The following is a 13,640-nucleotide window of genomic DNA, read 5'->3' on the forward strand; positions in this document are numbered from 1 at the left end:
AAACGGTGTGGCTTATACATGATGTATAAGCCACCCTTTAAAAATTCCTTGAATTTCCGTCAACTTATTCAGGAATGGAATTGCATATTTTTCACCCATACATTACTTCTCCTTGCTGGCTAATCGCTTCCTGATGGTACTGACAAATTCTTTGGAAACGCCTAAGTAAGAAGCAATATAATACTGCGCTACACGTTGCGGAATAGTAGGATATACTTTTATAAATTCCAGGTACCTGTCTGATGCACTTTTTGAAATGGTATTAACCAGACGGTTCTGCAAAGTGAAAAGATTTCTCTGCACCAGCATTCTGAAGACCCTTTCAAATTTCGGGATTTCCTTCAACAGTTTCTCTTTTGTAATGGGATTCAGTACCAGGATTTCTGAATCTTCAATGGTTTCTATGTATAGATTGGAAGGTTTCTGGTCCTGGAACGATGCAATATCGCTGATCCACCAGTCTTCGATGGCAAAAAGGATCGTAACTTCAAAGCCGTTATCATCAAGATAATACACACGCACGCAGCCTTTGTGGATATAGCCTTCAAACTGGCAGACCTCACCTTCCCGCAATAAAATGGTTTTCTTCGGGATGGATTGACAAACCAGCAAATCTGTGAAAAAATTTTCCTCTTCCTGAGTAAGGCTTATAAATCGTGTTACATTCCTGATGATATCTTCAAACATACATAAAGTTTACGGCTGCAAATTAGGAAAAATACTGTATACTTCATTCTTCAGCAATCCGCTTCCTCCGCCGTAATGATCGATCACTTTAATTTTTCCATCAAAATCTTCACAAAAAACTTTAATCTCTTTTTCAAACTTGTCTTCCAGACCGGAACTCAAAAGAATAATATTTGGCTGATGTTCTCTTATATAATCATAACAGGCATTTTCATCATTCATCGTTTCCGCTTTCCAGCCTTCATTATTTTCGATTACTCTTTTTAAGGTATCAAGAATTTCAATGTTTTTTCCGATCACCAGAAATCTTAGTGTTTTCATAGGCATACAAATTTAGGATTTTTGTATAAGAGGAGTACTATCAGATGAATTTAAATGTGAATAAATAATGAGGTACGCTCTTTCTTTTCTGTGTTTTTTGTTTTGTGGCCTTTCCCGGAAATATCTTCTACCAAAAGAATCTCTCCGGTTTCAAATACTCTTTTCTCACCAAGAGAAGTTTCTATCACCACACCGCCATCCAGCAATACGATATACTGCTTTTGCGGCGCGCAGTGAAAATCGTAATCATAGTCTGCAGGAACTTTTCTGAACTGAAGTTTTTTTACATCGATACCTTCTGAGAGGAATCCGATTTCGCCCTGATCAACCAAAGGAATTTCCAGATCCTCAAAATGAGATTCACCGTTTACGTCGCTGAATATTTTTGTAATTTTCATCTGGTTATTTTATCTGAAAATAATTTTATTAGCCAACTCAATTTCTTCCTGGTTGATAGAATGCCCAAAGTTTTCGTATACTTTTTCCGTAACATCGGCATTTATTTCTTTTAAAATATTGGCCGTGGCATATACTCTTTCCACGGGAACGTGAAAATCCGGGTTGCTGGTTGCTAATAAAACCGGCATTCCTGCAAAATCGCCTTTGTAATTTCCACGGTTAATTTTTTCTCCGATAACGCCTCCGATGATGGCAGCCGCACCTCCGAATTTCTGTGCATTCCGTGCTAAAAACTCCAGTGTAAGACAGGCGCCTTGTGAAAATCCGAAGAAATAAATATGTTCAGCATTAATCCCTGCATCCAGAACTTTTGTAACTGTTTTTTCTACGGTTTCAATCGCAGATGACAGCCAGGGCTCATTTTGTTCGGCCGGTGCAATGAAAGAAAAGGGATACCAGCTTCCGTTCGTAGCCTGGGGAGCCAAGAGTGCATAATCTTTTACATTCAGATGCTCTGAAAGACCCAGAATATCTTTTGCACTTCCGCCTCTGCCGTGTATCATGATCAATGCTTTTTCAGCCTGATCCAGAGGTTTTCCTGATGTTTTTATGTCTAAAATAGGATTCATTTTATCTAAATTTTTCTGTTGGGTAATTAATTGCAGGCAAAACATCGATCAGATGTTCCCTCTTTTCTTCAAACTGTTCGGGCAGCATAAGGCTTTCCCCTAAAAATATCCGCTCTTCATCCACATCAAAGCCCGGACCTGACGTTGCGATTTCAAACAGAACACCGCCCGGTTCTTTAAAATAGATGGATGTAAAATACTTCCGGTCTTTCACTTCGGTATGCTGTATCCCAAATGCATTCAGCTTTTCAATCATTTCAAGCTGCGACTGTGCATCAGGCGTTGCAAATGCGACATGGTGAACGGTACCCCTTCCCGCAAGGCCTTTCAATGCATTAGGAGTACATACGAGATCCACATACTTTCCGGGTTTATTTTCTGTCCCGAAACGGAACCTGTCTGAACTTTCCGAAATAAGCTGATGATCCATCTGTGTAGTCAGCAACGCCGCTGTCCGTTCATAAGCATCTAACCAGATTTCCACATGGTGAAAGCCTTTGATGGTATATTCTTTCGGAATAAACCCGTTATTATAGCCTTTTCTGTCATCCTTATCGTTGAAAACCAGCTCCAGGCCTAGCCCGTCAAAGTCTTCAAGGTATATGAAAACTTCACCCGAAAGCCTTTGCTGCGGCTGTTTGTAAGGAATATTAAACTGGGAAAGACGTTCCTCCCAATACTCCAGTGCATCCATTGAAACTGAAAAAGCAGTGGTATTCAGCATTCCTTTTCCGTGTCGGCCGTTGACCAAGCCTTTTCCATATGGGAAAGTAGTCATAATGGTCCCCGGCGTTCCATACTCGTCTCCAAAATAAAAATGGTAGACATCGGAAAAATCGAAATTAACGGTTTTCTTGATAAGACGAAGCCCTAAAACGCCTGTATAAAAATCTATATTTTCCTGTGCATCGCCTGTAACAGCGGTAACGTGATGAAGTCCTGTGATAAGTGCCATGAGTTTGTAAGCTTAAAGTTTGAGTGTAAAGTGTAAAATGAATATGCCCTTGTATTCTTCCAGATCGTTTAAAATTAAAACAATCTGTAATGTTAAAGAATGACCTATGTTAACTTCGGCAGTGATTCTTCAATCTGGCCGCGCATTGCCTCATACTGTTTAGGAAGCTTAAGGCTGTTCCCCAGTTCGTTCAGGGGCTCATCCACTGTAAATCCCGGATTATCGGTTGCAATTTCAAATAAAACACCTCCCGGTTCGCGGAAATACAATGAGTAAAAATAATCTCTGTCTATTTTCGGAGTGATGTTCAACCCTGCAGACATTACTTTTTCACGGAATTCCATTAAAACCTGATCATTTTTCACTCTAAAAGCCACGTGATGATTGGTTCCTCCTGCATTTCTTCCGGCAGGAATTGTGTCATTTTCAATAATATCCACCAGATTTGCCGTGTCAATCGCATCGGTTGCAAAACGGTATCTTTCACCTTCCTGTTTTTGTAAATCATACCCGAAAATGTCGGTTAAAATTTTAATCGTCGGGTCAGCTTTTTTCAATGTTAAAGTAATGTTGTGGAAACCTTTCAAAGCATTTTCATCTTTTATATCATCAGTCGTCCAAACTTTTCTGTCATCCGGCGTTGAAGATTCGATGAACTGTAACTGTAAACCATCCGGATCATTGAAAGAAATTAATTTTTCGCCAAAAATTTCACTTTCCTGAAAACTGATATTGAACTGCTGAAATCTGTTTTTCCAGAATTCCAGGCTTCCTTTCGGAACGGAATATCCGATGTGAGTGGCCAGACCGCTTCCGTTTGTCCCTTTTTCAATTCCTTCCCACGGAAAGAACGTAAGAATTGTTCCCGGTGTTCCGGTTTCGTTACCGAAATAAAAATGATAGGTTCCCGGATCGTCAAAGTTTACCGTTTTCTTTACTAACCTTACTCCTAATATTTTTGTATAAAAATCTAAATTTCTTTTTGCGTTATCAGCGATTGCGGTAATATGGTGCAATCCTAAAATTCTATTTTCCATTTTGTTGATTCTTTAATTTTGATATGACAAATGTAGGACGATCGAAACTTCTGCACATTTAACTAGTTTAATAAATACAAAAAGATAACAATGAAAGGATAAAATCCTCAGAAGAGATAAATAATGTTGACGATCACGGAGGATTGCTCTATTTTATCATTCTATTTTAGACTTTAATCAAAAGAAATTTTCAGGATTTAGCCGTTAATGTACTTAACATTTTTTGGTCTTCAAATTGTATAATGAATAAATATTTCATTAACAGATCATTATGAATAAAAACAGAATACCATTTATTGCAGTCTTTTTACTTTTCTTTGCTTCAGCCTGTTTTATGGTGAGCTGTGAGAAAGACCGTGACGATGAGGAGCTTGCTGCAAAAATCAAATCCTCACAAAAGAATATACTCACATTTGAATTTTTCAAAGCAGACAACAGCAGTTTATCCACCGATTATAATACGTCTTTAAACGGTAATATTATTGTTGCAAATTTGCCGTCCGACACCAACGTCAGTTCCCTTAAACCAGCCTTTACAGTGTCTGAAAAAGCTGTAGTCCTGGTAAACGGCAAGTTCCAGACAAGCCGAATAACCGCTAATGACTTTACCTATCCTGTTGTCTACACGGTCCAGGCAGAGGACGGAAGTACAAAAAACTATACTGTTACCGTAAATCATTAGTGTGTTAGCATTTTATCCGAATTTTAATATCAGAAGTATTTCTCTGATATTTCACACTCTTATCTGAGCCGTACAGACAATATTTTTGAGCCGTATACGAAAACATTTATTTCCCTGAGCATCTACATTTGTAGTATGAAAAACAATATGAAAATCCAATTGGGTCAGAATGGCCCATTCGTATCCAGGCTGGGTCTGGGATGCATGCGTATGTCTTCTATATGGGGAGGCCCTGTTCCTGACGAAACAGAAAGTATAGCCACGATCCGTGAAGCGCTGGACCATGGCATTAATTTCCTGAATACCGGCGACTTCTATGGCGCAGGCCATAATGAAATGCTGATAGGAAAAGCGATAAAGGGAAGACGTGATGACGCCTTCATCAGTGTAAAATTCGGAGCTGTATTCCATAACGGCCAATGGCTGGGAATGGATCTGCGGCCTATGTCTATTAAAAATTTCATCAATTACTCCCTGACGCGCCTGGGCATAGAAACCATCGATCTCTACCAGCCCAGCCGTATGGACAACAGTGTACCGGTGGAAGATATTATCGGAACTGTTGCCGATCTTATTACAGAAGGCAAAGTACGCCATATTGGTGTTTCGGAAATTTCAGCCGACCAGCTGCGCAAGGCTAACAGCACCCACCCTATCAGTGCATTGGAGATCGGTTATTCGCTTGCCGACCGTCAGATAGAAAATGAAATTCTCCCTGCCGCAAGGGAACTGGGAATAGCCGTAGTGGCTTTTGCCAATACGGCTGAAGGCTTGTTGACAGGTGACATGAAGGCCCCGCTTCCGGAAAACGATTACCGTAATCACTTTTCACGTTTCCAAGGTGAAAATTTAATTAACAACTTAGAAAAAGTGGACGTATTAAAGGCTTTGGCATACCAGAAAGGCTGTACACCCACACAGCTTGCTATTGCCTGGGTAAAGGAACAAGGTGACTACATCATGCCTTTGGTCAGCATGAGCCGCAGGTCACGCCTGCCGGAAAATATGGCAGCGATGGATATTGCATTTACACCCGAAGAAATGAATATTTTAAACACTACCTTTGCACCTGGTGCGATTAATGGTGGCACCTATTTGGAACGTTAAATGGAAAGTCCAGCTGAAATACTTCCGGGAGTTATTTTCTACTCTTACCTCTCTGCCGAGCGGAAAGAAAAAGTCTGTTTCTGGAACCATCACACTTTGGTGTTGCAGGTTTCAGGGCAGCTTGTACTGGAAACTTCAGATCAGACTATTTCCACAAGCGGAGGCGAATTGCTGCTGATCGGAAGGAACCAGCTGGGTACCCTTACGAAAACGCCGCTACCAGGAGGCCACTACGAAACCATAGTTATCTCTCTTCAGGAAGACCTGCTGCGTAAGATTATATTGGAAGAAAAGCTGGAAGCAGACCGGAAATATACCGGTCCTGCAAATATTTTGGTTCCTTATAATGAATTCCTGCAGGGCTATTTTCAGTCGGTTATTCCCTATGCCAGAAGCTCAGGCGCAGAGATTACGGATGAAATGGGGATTCTGAAAGTAAAAGAGGGAATTAAATTATTGCTGCTTGCCCTGCCGGAACTCCGTAACTTTTTATTTGATTTTTCAGAGCCATATAAAATCGACCTGGAAAAGTTTATGCTGAATAATTTCCAGTTCAACATTCCTGTTGAAAAATTTGCCCAGCTGACCGGCCGCAGCCTGGCAGGTTTCAAACGCGACTTTCAGAAAACATTCGGTTTACCACCGCGCCAATGGCTGCAGGACAAGAGATTAACTACAGCAAAGTATCTTATAGAAAACAAGCATCAAAAGTCTTCAGCCATCTATCTGGATCTGGGATTCCAAAGCCTGTCACACTTTTCGCATGCTTTCAAGAAAAAATTCGGCAAATCCCCTTCCGGATATTCAAGTGAGACGGTTTCCCGGTAAATGTCTGCGTTTAAGTTGATGCACATACAGTAAAAATGTGGCATCTGTTAATTTCAATACTTTTATTATTTGTCTTATCTTTATTAATACCGGCAATTTTTAAAGTATAACAATGAACAGTAACTTTTACTCTTTCATATCAGTTTTTTGCGCACTGTTTCTTTCTTCAGAATGTGCAGCGCAAGAACAACCGAAACCGAATTACTCTTTGTTCAATCCCGTACCGAAAGAACAGGTGAGAGAAATGGAAACCGACCGCCCTGACGTGACCGAATCCCCTTTCACTGTGGATGCAGGACATTTTCAGTATGAAACGGACCTCATCAGGATGATAAGGGAAAAATCTGACTCAAGGGAAACCCATACTTTACTGATTAATCAGGCAAACCTTAAAATCGGGATCACCGGTTCTACAGCCATACAGATCGGTTTCCAGACCTACGGACGGCAAAAGGAGAAAGAACTGTCTTCGGCGAATGCTGAAATACAGGACGGCCATGGTGACCTGACCTTCAGGATCAAACAGAACCTGATTGGAAATGATCACGGAAAATTTGTCATGGCTATTTTGCCTTATGTAAAATTTCCCACATCAAAATATGATGACAACAGCCGCTTCGAAGCTGGACTGATTGTCCCAATGCTGTATAAATTGCCCGGAGACTGGAAATTAGGATTCCAGGTAGAGGCAGACAGGCTTAAAGACAAAGATCAGGATGCTATGCACACTGAATTTTTCCAATCGCTGACCGTCAGCCATTCCCTGATCAAAGGTATTGATGGAATAGCAGAAACGTATTATACTTATGATTTTAAAGCTCACAAGTTTTCAAATTTCATCAATGCTGCCATCCAGATGGAAGTGGCAAAAGACATGAAATTTGATGCCGGATTCAATTTTGGAATACAGCACAGTGCCGAAAAACACTATTTTATCGGAGCTTCGTACCGATTGTAAGCCAGATCTATATTGGTGACATTCCACTATCATAAAGAAATTCCGTCTCAGTAATTATAAGACGGATTAATTTTTACGCACCATTTAAATAAAAGCATATCACATCTGTATGCAAAAAGAAACCTGTATATTAGAGCTCATTATTAAATCTTAAACAATAAGCTGCCGAAAAGGATTCTTGAAAATTACAAAAACAGCATTTACAAAACCAACTGCTTACTTTAATATAAAACCTCTTAAATAAATCCGTGGAGAAATTTGTAACATTCATTAAAACCATCATCAGCATAGACGAAACTGAGATCTCTATGGTGCTTTCAAAATGCAGGAAGAAAACACTGCCTAAAGGAAAACTGATTCTGAAAAAAGGGCAAATCGCCAATCAGTATTTCTTCATTCTTTCAGGCGGGCTCCGCTTTTTTTATGAAGGCGAATCCAATGAAAACACCACCTGGGTGGTTTTTGAAAATGAATTTCTAACCGAAATCTCAAGCCTGAATCCGCAAAAGCCGACCAGGTTCAATATGATTGCCATTGAAGAAACGGAGCTTATTGTTATTGATAAAAAAGATATGGATTTCCTATACGCCCACATTCCCGTCTGGCATGAGTTCGGCCGAAAAATATGGGAAGAAACCTGCGTGAGAATGATCGACCAGATCGTAAAGTTCCAGACTCTTACCGCTGAAGAAAGATATCTTGAATTCATCAATACTCCCGAAATCCTTCAGAAAATCCCGGTTAAGCAGTTAGCAAGTGTTCTGGGAATAACCCCAAATGCCCTGAGCAGAATAAGAAAAAACATTCGTTAATGTATTTCCTACCAGATGGTAGTTTTGACGTATTAAAGACCGTTTACCTTTGTAGTATAAAATAAAAAAAGGTATGCAGGAAAATACACACGTTACAGTACATGATTACTCTGATGAGGAACTGATCAAAAAATTTCCCGGATTTGAAAATAAATACATCGAAGTAAACGGCGTGAGGATTCACTATGTTGAAGGCGGAAGCGGTCAACCCCTGATCTGCCTTCCGGGTTGGCCTCAAACCTGGTATTCTTTACATCCAGTGGCTATGCAGCTTGCCCAAAACTACCGTGTCATCATTGCAGACCTGAGAGGAATGGGCACTTCTGAAAAGCCCGAATCCGGCTATGATAAAAAAACAATGGCAACGGATATTTACCAGCTGGCGGTTCAGCTTGGCTTGGAAAAGGTTAGCATCCTGGGACATGATATCGGCGGAATGGTAGCTATGAGCTTTGCGTTTAACTTTCCTGAGACCACCGAAAAACTTATTATCCTGGATGGTTCACATCCCGGAAAAGAAATACTTCAGATGCCGTTGATCCCTGCACCCGGGACGTTCATCGAAAAGATGGATGCTGAAATGCCGTATGCCTGGTGGATGGGGTTCAACCAGGTAAAAGGCCTGCCGGAGCAATTGCTTGAAGGTCGTTTTCACCTCCTGCAGGAATGGCTGTTCAAATATGTTATGATCGATGAAAGCAAAATGAGTAGTTTTGAAAGAGCGGTATATGCAGCAGCCTACAACGACAGAGAAAGCATCAGGGCATCAAATGCCTGGTACCAGACTTTCCATCAGGATATTGAAGATGCGGAGCATTACCAGCCGCTGACCATGCCGGTGCTTGGGATTGGGAGTTACATCAGTTTTAATTATATGAACATGGGACTGCCCCATGTGGCAAAGAATGTTAAGGTTGTCGGGATTCAGGACAGCGGACATTATCTTTTTGAGGAACAGCCTCAGCAGGTTCTTGATATCATACTGCCATTTTTAGCCTCTTAAATAAAAATACATGAAAAAAATAATCACAGTTGCCGGTGCAACAGGAAATCTGGGAAACAGGATATGCAGGGAATTAATTAAACATGGTGCTGAAGTACAGGCTATAGTCCGTTCTTCTTCCGACCCTGACAAAATTGAAGCGCTTGAAAAAATGGGTGTTAATATTAAATATGTCGACTTTAATAATGTGGATGCTGTTGCAGAGGCATGCCATGGAGCGACCTGCGTGGTATCTGCATTGGCAGGTCTTGAGGATATAATTATTGATCTCCAGAAAAGAATTGCAGCCGGAGCGGTAAAAGCAGGCGTACCAAGATTTATCCCTTCTGAGTTCTGTACCGATTATACTCTTTTACCGGAAGGTGAGAACAGAAATTTTGATTTGCGGAGAACGTTCAGAAAATATATCGATACGCTTCCTATACAGGTTTCTTCTGTTTTCAATGGCTGTTTTGCAGATATTCTACAATACAATACACCCATTCTTACTCTAAAAGATAAAAGTATCGGATATTGGGGAGATAAAGCAGACTGGAAACTGGATTTCACCACTATGGATAATACGGCTTCTTTTACCGCACAAACAGCCCTGGATGATCACTCACCCAGAAATCTTCAAATCGCCGGTTTTCAGGTAAGCCCGAACATGCTGCTGACTGATATTGAACAGATAACCGGAGAGAAATATAAAATCCATCAGATTTCAAGCCTTGAAAATTTTGCTGAAGCGATAAAGAAACAACGGGCCGGAGATCCGGCAGGCGAACACGAACTGTACGCCAAATTTCAGCAGAGTCAATATATGTACTCCATGTTTACAGCACAACATCATCATCTGGCAAATAATAGATACGAAGGAATTTCATGGACTCATAGTATTGATTATTTAAGAACATTCGTAAAATAAAATAGTTCCTATATGCTCTATTGTCAAACATAACATATAGCCAATATTTATTCAGATGTACTTATTTATAATTTAAACCAGATTATTAAGAAAATATTGGATGCAGAGAAGGTGCTGTCTTTACAGCACCTTTTATATTGATGAAACAGGTTTCATCTTCTGAATTTTATCTTTTTAATTATACTAAACATCAGATTCTACAGCATATCCTATAGGCTTGAACGAATAGTTATTGGACATCTCAGCGGAACATGCAGTCATGCCCACGATCAGGTCCATTTTAGCTTCGATTACGATATGGTCACCCGCTTTGCTTTTAGGTGGCAATACATTGATTTTCCCAGTCTCGCCATCTACCGTTACATGCATGAATACATTGAAGCAGATCGGTATTTCATCCGGACTGATGCCATAAGGTTCCAACGCCTCGCAAAGATTGCCGAAACAGCCCCTGTGAGGATGAGCATTACCGTAAATAATTCGAAAAGTATCGGCACTGCAAGGAGTGAGTAAAAAATCATGGCGTCCTACCGTATCTTCTATAATATCAAACATAATATTACTTCGGTTGGAATAAAACGGATTTCCTTTGGTAAGGAAAATAGTTTCTGCATAGTCAATCGTTCTGCCAGAAGAAAGATATTCTTTGGTATCGTGTTGATTGAAACATATAAAATCTGACACCTGTTCTCCCTGGATATCGGTAATCATCAGACGTTCCCCTTTTTTAAGTGTAAAGGCAGCACCGCTGCGTGGTGATATGGTATTCATTATTTATTATTGGGTTTAAACGGACACTTCCAGCTGTCATTATATTGCATACCACTGTACTGGTATACTTCTGAAGCAGCTCCGAAATCATCAAGCATAGGATTGATCGAGCCGCTAAGAGCAACATCTTTTTTACGGACAATGTTTTTCATTTTATCATAACGCTTCAGCTCTCTAAGCTCCTCAAACTGGGCATGAGGATTGAAGACAATCGCCGGATATTTAAAACGTCGTGCCAACCGGCTGCTTGAAGGATTAAGACCGATAATGAAAAAAGCTTCTTCTTTTAAGCTGAAACTGAACAGATCCGACTGCGGATCAGAACTTACCCGACGGTCATAAGAATAATTTTTAGCATCAAGATCTGATAATGCCTGAAGCCGCATCCATAAAAACCGCTCAAATAGAGTTTCATCAACACCATGTGCATCCGGAAAGATAACACATGCGGTGTGAAAATGATTATCTGCATTGCGGTAGGTATCTACGAAATCATAAATGAAATCTAAAATCTGCTGATCGTCTTTAGGGCATGCGATATGACCTGCTACAAATAGTTTCATCTGATCCTTATTGAGTGCTGCTTTGGCGGCAACACATGGGAATGAAGCATCATCTACAAAGGCTTTGAAAGCATCTTCTGCGATCAATGCCTGATCTGAATTCTGTATTGTTGTGATTGGTGTCATATTCTGTACAGTTCGCAAAGCCTATGCCACATGAGGCTTTCAAACATTGTATAACATACCACAACAAACACATAATCAATTAATTATTATTTAATTACAAATTTATTAAGGTACTTATTTGTGGTACCTAAAGATCATAACTTATCATTTATGATGATATTATTATGGTGTTCAACACTCATCTCTTATTATTGAAAAGAACGCTGACGCTTTAATTTCTCTTTTGCTCATTCATTATCTTTGCATAGCATAAGCAGCCGAAATTTTTCAATTTTATGAATCATACTTCTTCTGACCATCATCAAATTAAAGTGGTATCATCTTTCTCAGAACTTGTAAATACGCCCTTCCAGGGAAATGTGAATGCAATGTGCTGGAAAAGAAATCCCGCCGGAGATTTTAAAGAGATTGTGTCTAAACTTCAGCTGCAAGAAAACATCACGGAAGTTTCTGTTGAAGACCTATTATCGATATCATTATCAGAAAAAGGCGATCTGGCCAGGCAAACGATTTTAAATGACTTGCGGCTGTTAACTGGTTTCGGCGCCCAGCCTTCTCTTAATTTGCTTAAAAATTATGAACGGGACGATGAATTTGATTTTATTTCAACCGATGTCTATTCCTATCATGTCGACCGCTCCCCTATAGGAACCGACACTTTTCTGTGTACTTACCATGGTGCTGCAAGTGATATTTTGCCTAATGACCAGGCTGTACAAAAAATAACAGTTCCTGAAATCCGCAAGAAGCTGAAAGCACTTCATAATGGTCCGGAAGAAGATTTCAAAGCATTCTTAAAGGAAAATTATTTCGATCTCCATTATCAGTCTATACCTAATGCTCAGCCTATCAACTTAGGCCTTAATCATCTCTGGAGATTAGCTGTGGACCACCCTGAACAGGCGGTGCTACCTTGTGTTCATCGGGCACCTGTGGAAAATGACGGGGAATACCGGCTGCTTCTTATTTCCTAAACAATTTATATATTCCAGTTAAGATTATTTATCAGACTATTAATCAACACTTTGCTATACTTTCTTGCCCAACATTAAATATGCTTATAGAAATACTTAAGATGGCTCTGCATTTTGCTTCTCCGGACTTTCTATTTTAACAAAATCCCATTTGGGAAGAGAAAGACAACTGAGAAATGTTGTCATAGTCCGGTTTCCCTTTTCATCAACTTTTATCATAATTGACCGGCAGCAGGGTGATGCATTGAAATAGTTTTCATAACGTGCTCCGCATGTGAAGCATTCTGTAATGGTAATGTCTTTTTTTTCCATAATTCATATTGTGTTTAAATAAAAACCGGCGGCCCTGTGGCGGCCGGTTAAAAACCAATAACCAAACTCAGAACTGAGCTTATATTGTTTAATAACCCACATGCAGAATCGGCAGAATTGCAGATATTACAGCTTATGGTTTATGTATCGGTAAAGTCGTAGTGATCAGGATTTCAGTTTCCTACCTGTAGTTTATTGAGTTGTGCAACTTTATATAGTGCATCGATAATTTTCTCGTCATTAGTTCTTGTGTTTTTTACGTGCCTGATATAGGCGGGATTTTTCTTATCTTTTTTCAGGATCATATTTACTGAACTTGTGTAACGCGCCGGTAACCATCGGTCAATGAAATCTAATTTTTCATCGAACATTTTCCGATTTTTTGGGGTCGACAATTTGCCCATATAAATGAATAATTTTGTTAAACCTTTTTTCGTAATTTTGTTTCTGTGTTTCGTAAGACAATTATAAAGCAAATATACGATTATATATTTGAAAAACAACATATTGTTGATTATTTTACAATATTTTATTGTTTTAATTCTAAATAACGAGAAAAAAACATATTT

At 39.7% G+C, this 13,640-nt stretch carries 18 protein-coding genes; 8 read left to right on the plus strand and 10 right to left on the minus strand.

All coding sequences use genetic code 11. The features are described 5' to 3' along the window. Positions 1-102: 102 nt before the first annotated feature. The 6 genes from MKJ01_RS04555 to MKJ01_RS04580 all read right to left on the minus strand — a co-directional run bounded on the left by MKJ01_RS04555 (position 103) and on the right by MKJ01_RS04580 (position 4,028). Entirely contained in the window at positions 103-687 is a 585-nt protein-coding gene (locus tag MKJ01_RS04555) for a Crp/Fnr family transcriptional regulator (protein ID WP_241612082.1), read from the minus strand. Positions 688-696: 9 nt separating this feature from the next. Beyond that, positions 697-1,008, minus strand: coding sequence for a hypothetical protein (locus MKJ01_RS04560; protein WP_241612084.1), 312 nt, complete (start codon positions 1,006-1,008; stop codon positions 697-699). Positions 1,009-1,058: 50 nt separating this feature from the next. Next, positions 1,059-1,406 carry a hypothetical protein gene (locus tag MKJ01_RS04565; protein WP_241612085.1) on the minus strand — a complete coding sequence of 116 codons (348 nt, stop codon included), beginning with the start codon at positions 1,404-1,406 and terminating at the stop codon, positions 1,059-1,061. A gap of 9 nt (positions 1,407-1,415) precedes the next feature. Beyond that, positions 1,416-2,036: an alpha/beta hydrolase gene (locus tag MKJ01_RS04570; RefSeq protein ID WP_241612087.1), complete on the minus strand. Its 621-nt coding sequence runs from the start codon at positions 2,034-2,036 to the stop codon at positions 1,416-1,418. A 1-nt stretch (position 2,037) separates the two neighbouring features. Then, the gene (locus tag MKJ01_RS04575; protein ID WP_241612089.1) at positions 2,038-2,991 is read right to left on the minus strand and encodes a ring-cleaving dioxygenase; all 954 of its coding nucleotides are present in this window, start codon (positions 2,989-2,991) and stop codon (positions 2,038-2,040) included. A 104-nt stretch (positions 2,992-3,095) separates the two neighbouring features. After that, positions 3,096-4,028 carry a ring-cleaving dioxygenase gene (locus tag MKJ01_RS04580; protein WP_241612091.1) on the minus strand — a complete coding sequence of 311 codons (933 nt, stop codon included), beginning with the start codon at positions 4,026-4,028 and terminating at the stop codon, positions 3,096-3,098. Positions 4,029-4,299: 271 nt separating this feature from the next. Here MKJ01_RS04580 and MKJ01_RS04585 point away from each other — a divergent pair, with 271 nt between their 5' ends. From MKJ01_RS04585 to MKJ01_RS04615, 7 genes are all read left to right on the plus strand, one after another. Next, positions 4,300-4,710: a hypothetical protein gene (locus MKJ01_RS04585; RefSeq protein WP_241612093.1), complete on the plus strand. Its 411-nt coding sequence runs from the start codon at positions 4,300-4,302 to the stop codon at positions 4,708-4,710. A 135-nt stretch (positions 4,711-4,845) separates the two neighbouring features. Continuing rightward, positions 4,846-5,817, plus strand: coding sequence for an aldo/keto reductase (locus tag MKJ01_RS04590; protein WP_241612095.1), 972 nt, complete (start codon positions 4,846-4,848; stop codon positions 5,815-5,817). Beyond that, positions 5,818-6,645: an AraC family transcriptional regulator gene (locus tag MKJ01_RS04595; protein ID WP_241612097.1), complete on the plus strand. Its 828-nt coding sequence runs from the start codon at positions 5,818-5,820 to the stop codon at positions 6,643-6,645. A 112-nt stretch (positions 6,646-6,757) separates the two neighbouring features. Beyond that, complete coding sequence (locus MKJ01_RS04600) at positions 6,758-7,603, plus strand: transporter (protein WP_241612099.1); 846 nt, start codon at positions 6,758-6,760, stop codon at positions 7,601-7,603. A gap of 248 nt (positions 7,604-7,851) precedes the next feature. Continuing rightward, on the plus strand, positions 7,852-8,415 hold the full coding sequence (locus MKJ01_RS04605; RefSeq protein WP_241612101.1) for a Crp/Fnr family transcriptional regulator: 564 nt from the start codon (positions 7,852-7,854) through the stop codon (positions 8,413-8,415). Between the two features lie 73 nt (positions 8,416-8,488). Further along, entirely contained in the window at positions 8,489-9,418 is a 930-nt protein-coding gene (locus MKJ01_RS04610; RefSeq protein WP_241612103.1) for an alpha/beta fold hydrolase, read from the plus strand. Positions 9,419-9,428: 10 nt separating this feature from the next. Next, positions 9,429-10,325, plus strand: a complete 897-nt coding sequence (locus MKJ01_RS04615) for an NmrA family NAD(P)-binding protein (RefSeq protein WP_241612105.1) — start codon at positions 9,429-9,431, stop codon at positions 10,323-10,325. Between the two features lie 183 nt (positions 10,326-10,508). On the opposite strand, the gene MKJ01_RS04620 is transcribed toward MKJ01_RS04615, so the two are convergent. Together MKJ01_RS04620 and gntA are read right to left on the minus strand one after the other, a co-directional pair. Further along, the gene (locus MKJ01_RS04620) at positions 10,509-11,096 is read right to left on the minus strand and encodes a DUF1989 domain-containing protein (protein WP_241612107.1); all 588 of its coding nucleotides are present in this window, start codon (positions 11,094-11,096) and stop codon (positions 10,509-10,511) included. Beyond that, complete coding sequence (gene gntA, locus MKJ01_RS04625) at positions 11,096-11,785, minus strand: guanitoxin biosynthesis heme-dependent pre-guanitoxin N-hydroxylase GntA (protein WP_241612109.1); 690 nt, start codon at positions 11,783-11,785, stop codon at positions 11,096-11,098. Before gntA ends, MKJ01_RS04620 begins: the two co-directional genes overlap by 1 nt. 275 nt (positions 11,786-12,060) lie before the next feature. Here gntA and MKJ01_RS04630 point away from each other — a divergent pair, with 275 nt between their 5' ends. Then, on the plus strand, positions 12,061-12,759 hold the full coding sequence (locus MKJ01_RS04630) for a hypothetical protein (RefSeq protein ID WP_241612111.1): 699 nt from the start codon (positions 12,061-12,063) through the stop codon (positions 12,757-12,759). Positions 12,760-12,855: 96 nt separating this feature from the next. Here MKJ01_RS04630 and MKJ01_RS04635 read toward each other — a convergent pair whose 3' ends face one another. Both MKJ01_RS04635 and MKJ01_RS04640 read right to left on the minus strand, forming a co-directional pair. Then, a complete protein-coding gene (locus MKJ01_RS04635) occupies positions 12,856-13,071 on the minus strand; it encodes a hypothetical protein (RefSeq protein ID WP_241612113.1) in 216 nt (71 codons plus the stop codon). Between the two features lie 173 nt (positions 13,072-13,244). Further along, complete coding sequence (locus MKJ01_RS04640; RefSeq protein ID WP_241612115.1) at positions 13,245-13,442, minus strand: hypothetical protein; 198 nt, start codon at positions 13,440-13,442, stop codon at positions 13,245-13,247. Between the last annotated feature and the right edge of the window lie 198 nt (positions 13,443-13,640).

It is taken from the genome of Chryseobacterium sp. SSA4.19, from assembly GCF_022601875.1.
In the GTDB taxonomy this organism is placed as follows: Bacteria; Bacteroidota; Bacteroidia; order Flavobacteriales; family Weeksellaceae; genus Chryseobacterium.

Excerpts from the sequence above, each read along its gene's own strand:
- MKJ01_RS04615 (WP_241612105.1), top strand. The coding sequence starts at position 9,429 with ATGAAAAAAATAATCACAGTTGCCGGTGCAACAGGAAATCTGGGAAAC.
- MKJ01_RS04585 (WP_241612093.1), top strand. The coding sequence starts at position 4,300 with ATGAATAAAAACAGAATACCATTTATTGCAGTCTTTTTACTTTTCTTT.
- MKJ01_RS04575 (WP_241612089.1), bottom strand. The coding sequence starts at position 2,991 with ATGGCACTTATCACAGGACTTCATCACGTTACCGCTGTTACAGGCGAT.
- MKJ01_RS04590 (WP_241612095.1), top strand. The coding sequence starts at position 4,846 with ATGAAAAACAATATGAAAATCCAATTGGGTCAGAATGGCCCATTCGTA.
- MKJ01_RS04600 (WP_241612099.1), top strand. The coding sequence starts at position 6,758 with ATGAACAGTAACTTTTACTCTTTCATATCAGTTTTTTGCGCACTGTTT.
- MKJ01_RS04640 (WP_241612115.1), bottom strand. The coding sequence starts at position 13,442 with ATGTTCGATGAAAAATTAGATTTCATTGACCGATGGTTACCGGCGCGT.
- MKJ01_RS04595 (WP_241612097.1), top strand. The coding sequence starts at position 5,818 with ATGGAAAGTCCAGCTGAAATACTTCCGGGAGTTATTTTCTACTCTTAC.
- MKJ01_RS04620 (WP_241612107.1), bottom strand. The coding sequence starts at position 11,096 with ATGAATACCATATCACCACGCAGCGGTGCTGCCTTTACACTTAAAAAA.
- MKJ01_RS04570 (WP_241612087.1), bottom strand. The coding sequence starts at position 2,036 with ATGAATCCTATTTTAGACATAAAAACATCAGGAAAACCTCTGGATCAG.
- MKJ01_RS04560 (WP_241612084.1), bottom strand. The coding sequence starts at position 1,008 with ATGAAAACACTAAGATTTCTGGTGATCGGAAAAAACATTGAAATTCTT.
- MKJ01_RS04580 (WP_241612091.1), bottom strand. The coding sequence starts at position 4,028 with ATGGAAAATAGAATTTTAGGATTGCACCATATTACCGCAATCGCTGAT.
- MKJ01_RS04635 (WP_241612113.1), bottom strand. The coding sequence starts at position 13,071 with ATGGAAAAAAAAGACATTACCATTACAGAATGCTTCACATGCGGAGCA.
- MKJ01_RS04565 (WP_241612085.1), bottom strand. The coding sequence starts at position 1,406 with ATGAAAATTACAAAAATATTCAGCGACGTAAACGGTGAATCTCATTTT.
- MKJ01_RS04555 (WP_241612082.1), bottom strand. The coding sequence starts at position 687 with ATGTTTGAAGATATCATCAGGAATGTAACACGATTTATAAGCCTTACT.
- MKJ01_RS04610 (WP_241612103.1), top strand. The coding sequence starts at position 8,489 with ATGCAGGAAAATACACACGTTACAGTACATGATTACTCTGATGAGGAA.
- MKJ01_RS04630 (WP_241612111.1), top strand. The coding sequence starts at position 12,061 with ATGAATCATACTTCTTCTGACCATCATCAAATTAAAGTGGTATCATCT.
- gntA (WP_241612109.1), bottom strand. The coding sequence starts at position 11,785 with ATGACACCAATCACAACAATACAGAATTCAGATCAGGCATTGATCGCA.